The organism is Trinickia sp. (genome assembly GCF_051953405.1).
In the GTDB taxonomy this organism is placed as follows: domain Bacteria; phylum Pseudomonadota; class Gammaproteobacteria; order Burkholderiales; family Burkholderiaceae; genus Trinickia.
Genome location: NZ_JBQCIV010000111.1, coordinates 1 through 6,829, shown reverse-complemented (window position 1 = coordinate 6,829; position 6,829 = coordinate 1). Strand labels below are relative to the sequence as shown.

Genomic DNA, 6,829 nt, shown 5'->3' with positions numbered 1-6,829 from the left:
CGCGCTGGATCAATACATTCACTACTACAACCACGAGCGCATCAGGCTGAAATTGAAAGGCCTGAGTCCCGTTCAGTACAGGATTCAGGCCTTCACGGGCAGCTAGACTTTAACTGTCTAACTTCTTGGGGGCACTTCAGTGGCGGATGGCATGGAGACTGCGCGCAAGTTCTACAGCACCGAATCGCGATCGGCGTTCGAAGCGGTGCGTTACGCGGCGGCGGTGACGTATTACTACCTTGCCAAGGGAAACCTGTGGCTCTTTCTCGAAGTGGTGCCGTGGCATCTGTTCTATAGGCAGTACGGTGTGAAGTCGTTCAACATTGCATCGAGCGACGCAACGTCGAGACCTACGACGCGCCGGTCAAGCGAATGCTTCTCGAGCAGCCGTGGGCGACGGGACCGTTCGACGGCTTGCTGCATGTCCTCCGGAAGCATGTGGCAGCGGAAGACTTTGATCATGCGGACCTCGGTCTGCCCATAAAAGACGGATCGGCTCTCGCCGATATGAACAACTGCCGTATGACCAAACCTTTGCGAGAAGCGTTTGGATACATCCAGACTTATGAGCAGACCGACGATCTGAAAGAGCGGCAAGGCCATGCGTTCAAAGGCGCATTGGCATCGCTTCGACATGAACAGGAACTGCATCTTCAACGAATGATCTATGACCGCCCAGAATTCCGGGACGCAATGGATAAAAACGATTTGGCACGAGCCATTCCGGGGCTCGGGTGGCTATTGGGTGCGACCGATCCGACGCTGTTCTTCCATGCAGAAGCTAGCGTAGACAGCGAAATCTATGAACGCGATGTCGCGCCCTACGGCATAGCGCGTGAGGACATCACGGCGCGGATGGCACCGTGTGATGGACATTTATACAACGTCAACGCGCGGATGAGGTACGTCAAGCAAATCCTAATGAAATATCACAAGCTAATGACGCAAGGCACCGATCCCACCGGTCAGTACTCACATCGCGAGTACATGGTCGGGCAGATGCGCGTGATTGCCCGGTGGTGCGATGCGTAGCCGTTTTGCATGTCGATGGTTCATCGTCGTCAGCCTCGTTATGACGGCGGTTGTGCTGTTGCTGCGTCATTCTTTTTCGAGTCAAAAAACGATGAATCATTCGTTAACTATTGCAATCGGCCAGCAGGGTGCCGAGGTAGTCAAATATTCGCCGGTGTCGATCAGCCGGAGCGGGGTGAACGGCTTGCGCATGTACGACGCGGGAAGGCCTAACGAGGCCCTCGGCGCGACGGTGGTGCTAAAGGACACCTACAGCATCCTTACTTTCCCGCCTATGGAGCATTTGACGTTTTACGAAGAAGGCTCGACCGGCGACGGCATCGTCGAGATCGCACTTGACCTCTTGCTTCCGGTTCAGCCCGAGAGCCGCACCGATGTTCGCGGTTGGGACGAGTACGACGACGCGGTGCGTAAGCTCGTGCAGGACACGATCGATCGGATCAACCGCGCTGGCTGGCAGCGCTGGATTATGTTCAGTAAGCCGAGGCTGTCCGGCCGAGACACGATTGCCTTCGTGCAGGACTATCGAAACCGGGGTTATTCAGCGCAGTGGCAGGATTCCTGGGGGATCGATCCGTGGTACGAAATGACGCCGGAAGACTGGGCAAACCTGAGCAACCACTGGCCGACGTGGCATTGGATCAAGAATGGCGCTTCGATCGAACTGCGTTACGAAAAGGACTTTCGTTATCCTGAATCGCGAATCGTATTCGAAACGCTGAGCGTGATCATCAAATCGCCCAATGACACCGCGTTCGAGTTTTACGGCCCATCCACCGGTGACCGGGTCAAATTCAAACAATCGGAAATGGTGCGAATGCTCGCCGCTCGCGACCAAAAGGAAGCCGCGGCGAAGGCGGCTGGCGCAAAGATTCTCGAAGACTACAAGGACTACCCGGTCGGGGGTGTGAGGCTTCCCGAGCCCAACCGATAAGCTGAGCATCGGCGCGAGCCTCTACCGACGGAAGCCGAAGATCTGGCCGAGCGATTATCGCGCTCGGCCCAATTCGTCCAACGATGCATTCGCCGAAATGAAGACGGCCGCAGTGCTTTCATTCCAGCGATATACGACGCTCGCGGGCCCAAGCAAAATTGCGCGGCCGCGCATCACTCTAATCACATGGCAGCTACCCGCCGCATCACTCGCTGGCCGCGGCGGTGCGTGCGATAGGCACCGCCCCGTTCCCCTGTGCGGCTTCGATGCCGGCCCCGCCCGGCGTCGCCCACACGAGCCACTGCGCGCGCAGCGCAAGAATCGCGACACACGCACAAGCCGCAATCGCGCCGAACGTGGCGAAGCCCATTTGATAGCTGCCGGTGCTTTCCTTGGCGATGCCCATGACGACCGGTAGATAAAACCCGCCGATCCCACCGGCCGCGCCGATCACGCCCGAAAGCAGCCCCGTCTTGCCTTTCCAGCGATGCGGCACGAGCTGGAAGGTCGCGCCGTTGCCGAGCCCGAACGCGAGATACAAGCAAACGAGAATCGCAATGCCGCCCCCGAGCGGCGGCATCCAGGCAGCGAATGCGAGATCGGCCACGGAAATGGCGGCCAGCAGGACGGTGAGCGCGCGCACGCCCGTGATGCGGTCGGCCAGGTAACCGCCCATCGGCCGCACGATGGCGCCGAGGAAGGCAAGCAGCGACATGAAAAGACCGGCTTCGAGCTTCGGCATCTGGTAGAGCGTCGTGAGCAGCAGCGTCACATACGACGACATCCCGACGAAGCCCCCGAACGTGACGCTGTACACGAGCATCAAGACCCAGGTGTCGCGCTCCGCGAGCACCGCGCGATAGCGCGCCGGCAGCAGCGCGATCGCCCCGGCGGCGCCGAGCACCGGCAACAGCAGCACGCCGGTACGGCCGGAACCGAAGACGCCGGCATGGACGGCCAGCACGAGCACGATCAGTCCAACGAGCATCGTCGCGAAGCTCGCGGCCGCGCGCGCGACGCTGCCGGACTTCTCGCCGCGATCGTCGCCCCAGGCGAACAGCGCGAGACCCGCGAGCGCGAGCAGCGGCAGCGCGGCCGCGGTGGCGTACTGCCAGCCGAGCGCGTCCGCTACGTGCGGAAACAGGAAGCCGTCGAGCACCGCGCCGATATTGCCGGCGGCCGCAAGGCCGAGCACGAGGCCTTGAACCTTCGGCGGGTAGCTGCTGCCGGCCATCGGCAACGCGACGGCAAAGCTCGCGCCGCCAACCCCTAGGAAGACGCCGAGCACGAGCAAGAGCGTGTACGAGGGCGCAGTGGGCATGAGCGGCAAGACGATCGCGGGCACGGCCGAGAGCAAGACGCCGATGAGCGCGACGCGCCGGCCATTCGCCGATTGATACAAGTTGCCGAGCGCCACGCGCAAAATCGCAGCCGACAACACGGGCACGGCGACGAGAAAGCCTTGCTGCGCGGCCGTCATGACGATGCTCTTGCCGATGAACGGGGCGAGCGGTCCGTACAGGACCCATACGGTGAAGCCGGTATCGAAATAGAGGAAGCACGCGAGGAGCGAGCGCCAGTTGCCGCTCCTTAGCGCATGTTGCAGGTTCTTCATGATCGTCCTCGCGTTGAATGTCGGATGAATCGTTAGGGCCGATGAGCGCCACGGCGCCTGCCGGCGTCACGCGACGGCCCGGCAATGCAAGGCCTATGCCATCCGCATCGCCAAGGCGAGCCGCACCGGCCGCTGCGTTCGGCTGCATGGGCGATTGCGGGTTTTTCGATGCCGTCGTGGAAGGGGCGAGCCGGATGCACTTCGCCGCGCCTCGAACGCACCCGCGTCGCGCTAACGAGCACGCTCGAAGTGCCGGGCGCGCCTCATTGGTGCGTTGCACCAACGTTGCCATGAACGGACCGGGACAGGGAGGCGGCTGCGTCGCTGCGCCGCGCGGCATGAAAGGCGGGTAGGCGCGCCCGGTACAATGCGAGCGTCGCGTCTCCTTCGGCTCGTCGGCCGGCCCCCGCATGGAACTCAAATGGCTCGAAGATTTCGTTTCGCTCGCTGAAACGCGCAGTTTCAGCCGGTCGGCTGAGCTTCGGCATGTGACGCAGCCTGCGTTCTCACGCCGCATACAAGCGCTCGAAGCATGGCTCGGCACCGAACTCATCGACCGTTCGGTCTATCCGACCCGGCTTACGCAGGCGGGCGAAGTGTTCCGCGAACAAGCGCTCGCGATGCTTTCGCACATGCACGAATCGCGGATCTTGCTGCGCGGGCAGGCGGGCGCGCCGGCCGCCACGATCGAGTTCGCGGTGCCGCACACGCTCTCGCTCACGTATTTTCCGAAGTGGCTGCAGCGGATCGAAGCGCAGATGGGGCCCATTCATACGCGGCTGCGCGCCCTGAACGTTCACGATGCCGTGCTTTCGCTCGTGGAAGGCGGTTGCGACCTGGTGATGGGCTACCACCACCCGAGTCATCCCGTCGCACTCGACCCCGGGCGATACGACATGCTGACGCTCGGCTTCGAGCCGATCAGTCCGTTTTCGGCACCGGCCCGCGCCGGCCGAGCGCGCTACTTGTTGCCGGGCACGCCCGATGCGCCTGTTCCGTATCTGTCGTACACGCCGAACGCGTATCTCGGACGCATGACGGAGGTCATCGTGGCGAATGCGCCCGAGCGCTTGTGTCTGGATCGGATCTACGAAACGGATATGGCCGAAGCGCTCAAGGCGATGGCGCTGGCCGGACACGGCGTGGCCTTCTTGCCGCACAGCGCCGTCGAAGATGCCGTTGCCGCCGGCGCGTTGATCCGGCTCGATCGCGCGGCCTCGCGCGGGCACAGCGCCGATCGCTTCACGTTGACGATGGAAATCCGCTTGTACCGCGACAAGCTGGCAAGCAACGCCGACGATCCGCGCCAACAGCTCGTGCGCCGCTTATGGCAGGTCGTCGCCGACGAATTGGGCGTGAAGCGCGATTGACCGCCGAGCGCCGAGTGCCGAGTGCCGAGTACTGATTGCCGAGTACTGATTGCCTAGCGTGGAGTGTCGATCCTTCGATGGCTTGGATCGACCGGACGCAACCGTGGCGCCGCGGACTCACGGTTCGGCATGCGCGTTATGCAAGATATGCATAACGGGATGACCAAACGGCATTGGATTTCAAAAAGGGCTTTTTTCACAATGGCGCACATTCTGTGACCGTTGGAGTGTCCATGTCCTCGCAATTGCAGTCCACCACGTCTGCACAATCGATCCCCTCGTACCTTCACGCCGACGATCTCGGCCCGTGGGGAAACTATCTGCGTCAAGTCGATCGCGTCGCGCCGTACCTCGGCTCCGCCTCGCGTTGGCTCGAAACACTCAAGCGTCCGAAGCGTATCTTGATCGTCGACGTGCCCATCGAACTCGATAACGGCACCGTTGCGCACTTCGAAGGCTACCGCGTTCAGCACAACGTCTCGCGCGGCCCCGGCAAGGGCGGCGTGCGTTACCACCAAGACGTGACGCTGTCCGAAGTGATGGCCCTGTCGGCTTGGATGTCGGTGAAGAACGCAGCCGTGAACGTGCCGTACGGCGGTGCGAAGGGCGGTATCCGCGTCGATCCGCGCAAGCTCTCGCGCGGCGAACTCGAACGCGTCACGCGTCGCTACACGAGCGAAATCGGCATCATCATCGGACCGAACACGGACATTCCCGCCCCTGACGTCAACACGAACGAGCAGATCATGGCGTGGATGATGGACACGTACTCGATGAACCAAGGCCAAACGGCCACGGGCGTCGTGACGGGCAAGCCGATTGCGCTGGGTGGCTCGCTGGGCCGCCGCGAAGCGACGGGCCGCGGCGTGTTCGTCGTCGGCACGGAAGCGGCGCGCCGCGTGGGCCTCGACATCCAAGGCGCACGCATCGCCGTGCAAGGCTTCGGCAACGTCGGCGGCATCGCGGCTCGCCTGTTCGAAGAGGCCGGCGCGAAGGTCATCGCCGTGCAAGACCACACGGGTGCGATCCATAAGTCGAGCGGGATCGATACGCATGCGCTGCTCGAGCACGTGGGCAATACGGGCGGCGTGGGCGGCTTCAAGGGTGCCGATCCGGTCGCGAACGACGAATTTTGGATGATCGAAAGCGACATCCTGATTCCGGCCGCGCTCGAGAACCAGATCACCGAGAAGAACGCGGGCAAGATCAAGACGAAGATCATCGTCGAAGGCGCGAACGGGCCCACGACGACGGCTGCCGACGACATCTTGCACGACAAGGGTGTGCTCATCATCCCCGACGTCGTGGCCAACGCCGGCGGCGTGACGGTTTCGTACTTCGAGTGGGTGCAGGATTTCTCGAGCTTCTTCTGGACCGAAGACGAAATCAACCAGCGCCTCGAGCGCGTCATGCGCGAAGCGTTCAGCGCCGTCTGGCAAGTGGCGAGCGACAACAGCGTGTCGATGCGCACGGCGGCCTTCATCGTGGCCTGCAAACGGATTTTGATGGCGCGCGAAATGCGCGGCCTGTATCCCTGATTCCCTATTCGCCACAAGCGAAGCGGGTTTGACTTGCCGGCGGCGCCCCTCACGGCGCATCCGGCTTCCCCTGGACGGGCGGCATCGAACGGTGCCGCCCGTTTTTCAATTGGGCTTTGCGGTGCGCGTAAGTTTACTGGGCGCTGCTCGGCAAGTCGCTGCTGAATACGGCGGCGCGCGGCTCGAAGAAATAACGGACGAAGATCGCCGCGCCGAATTGCTTATCGCGGCCCGGCGTGATGTTGGCGCTGGCCAGTGCGCCGATTTGCACGCGGGAGGATAGCTTGGCCACCGCGGCGAGTTCGGTGCTGCCATAGGGGCCATGATCGTGGCTGCCGGC

Annotated in this window: 6 protein-coding genes and 1 pseudogene; 5 read left to right on the top strand and 2 right to left on the bottom strand. The window is 62.5% G+C overall.

What is annotated here, in order from left to right; genetic code table 11:
- The 3 genes and pseudogenes from ACTHN9_RS19165 to ACTHN9_RS19155 form a co-directional block, all read left to right on the top strand.
- On the top strand, nucleotides 1-106 hold a 106-nt coding region (locus ACTHN9_RS19165), incomplete at its 5' end, for an IS3 family transposase (protein WP_440535988.1).
- A gap of 45 nt (nucleotides 107-151) precedes the next feature.
- Nucleotides 152-1,032 (top strand): annotated as a pseudogene (locus tag ACTHN9_RS19160) (DUF2515 family protein).
- Entirely contained in the window at nucleotides 1,025-1,966 is a 942-nt protein-coding gene (locus ACTHN9_RS19155; RefSeq protein WP_440476339.1) for a hypothetical protein, read from the top strand. The pseudogene ACTHN9_RS19160 and the gene ACTHN9_RS19155 overlap by 8 nt, the downstream one beginning before the upstream one ends.
- Nucleotides 1,967-2,171: 205 nt before the next feature.
- On the opposite strand, the gene ACTHN9_RS19150 is transcribed toward ACTHN9_RS19155, so the two are convergent.
- Complete coding sequence (locus tag ACTHN9_RS19150) at nucleotides 2,172-3,581, bottom strand: MFS transporter (protein ID WP_440538352.1); 1,410 nt, start codon at nucleotides 3,579-3,581, stop codon at nucleotides 2,172-2,174.
- 410 nt (nucleotides 3,582-3,991) lie between these two features.
- Between ACTHN9_RS19150 and ACTHN9_RS19145 the strand changes: the two genes are divergently transcribed.
- Both ACTHN9_RS19145 and ACTHN9_RS19140 read left to right on the top strand, forming a co-directional pair.
- Nucleotides 3,992-4,951, top strand: coding sequence for a LysR family transcriptional regulator (locus ACTHN9_RS19145; protein ID WP_440538351.1), 960 nt, complete (start codon nucleotides 3,992-3,994; stop codon nucleotides 4,949-4,951).
- A 233-nt stretch (nucleotides 4,952-5,184) separates the two neighbouring features.
- The gene (locus ACTHN9_RS19140; protein WP_440538350.1) at nucleotides 5,185-6,489 is read left to right on the top strand and encodes a Glu/Leu/Phe/Val family dehydrogenase; all 1,305 of its coding nucleotides are present in this window, start codon (nucleotides 5,185-5,187) and stop codon (nucleotides 6,487-6,489) included.
- Between the two features lie 133 nt (nucleotides 6,490-6,622).
- Here ACTHN9_RS19140 and ACTHN9_RS19135 read toward each other — a convergent pair.
- Nucleotides 6,623-6,829, bottom strand: a 207-nt coding sequence (locus ACTHN9_RS19135) for a hypothetical protein (protein ID WP_440538349.1), incomplete at its 5' end; no start/stop codon positions are given.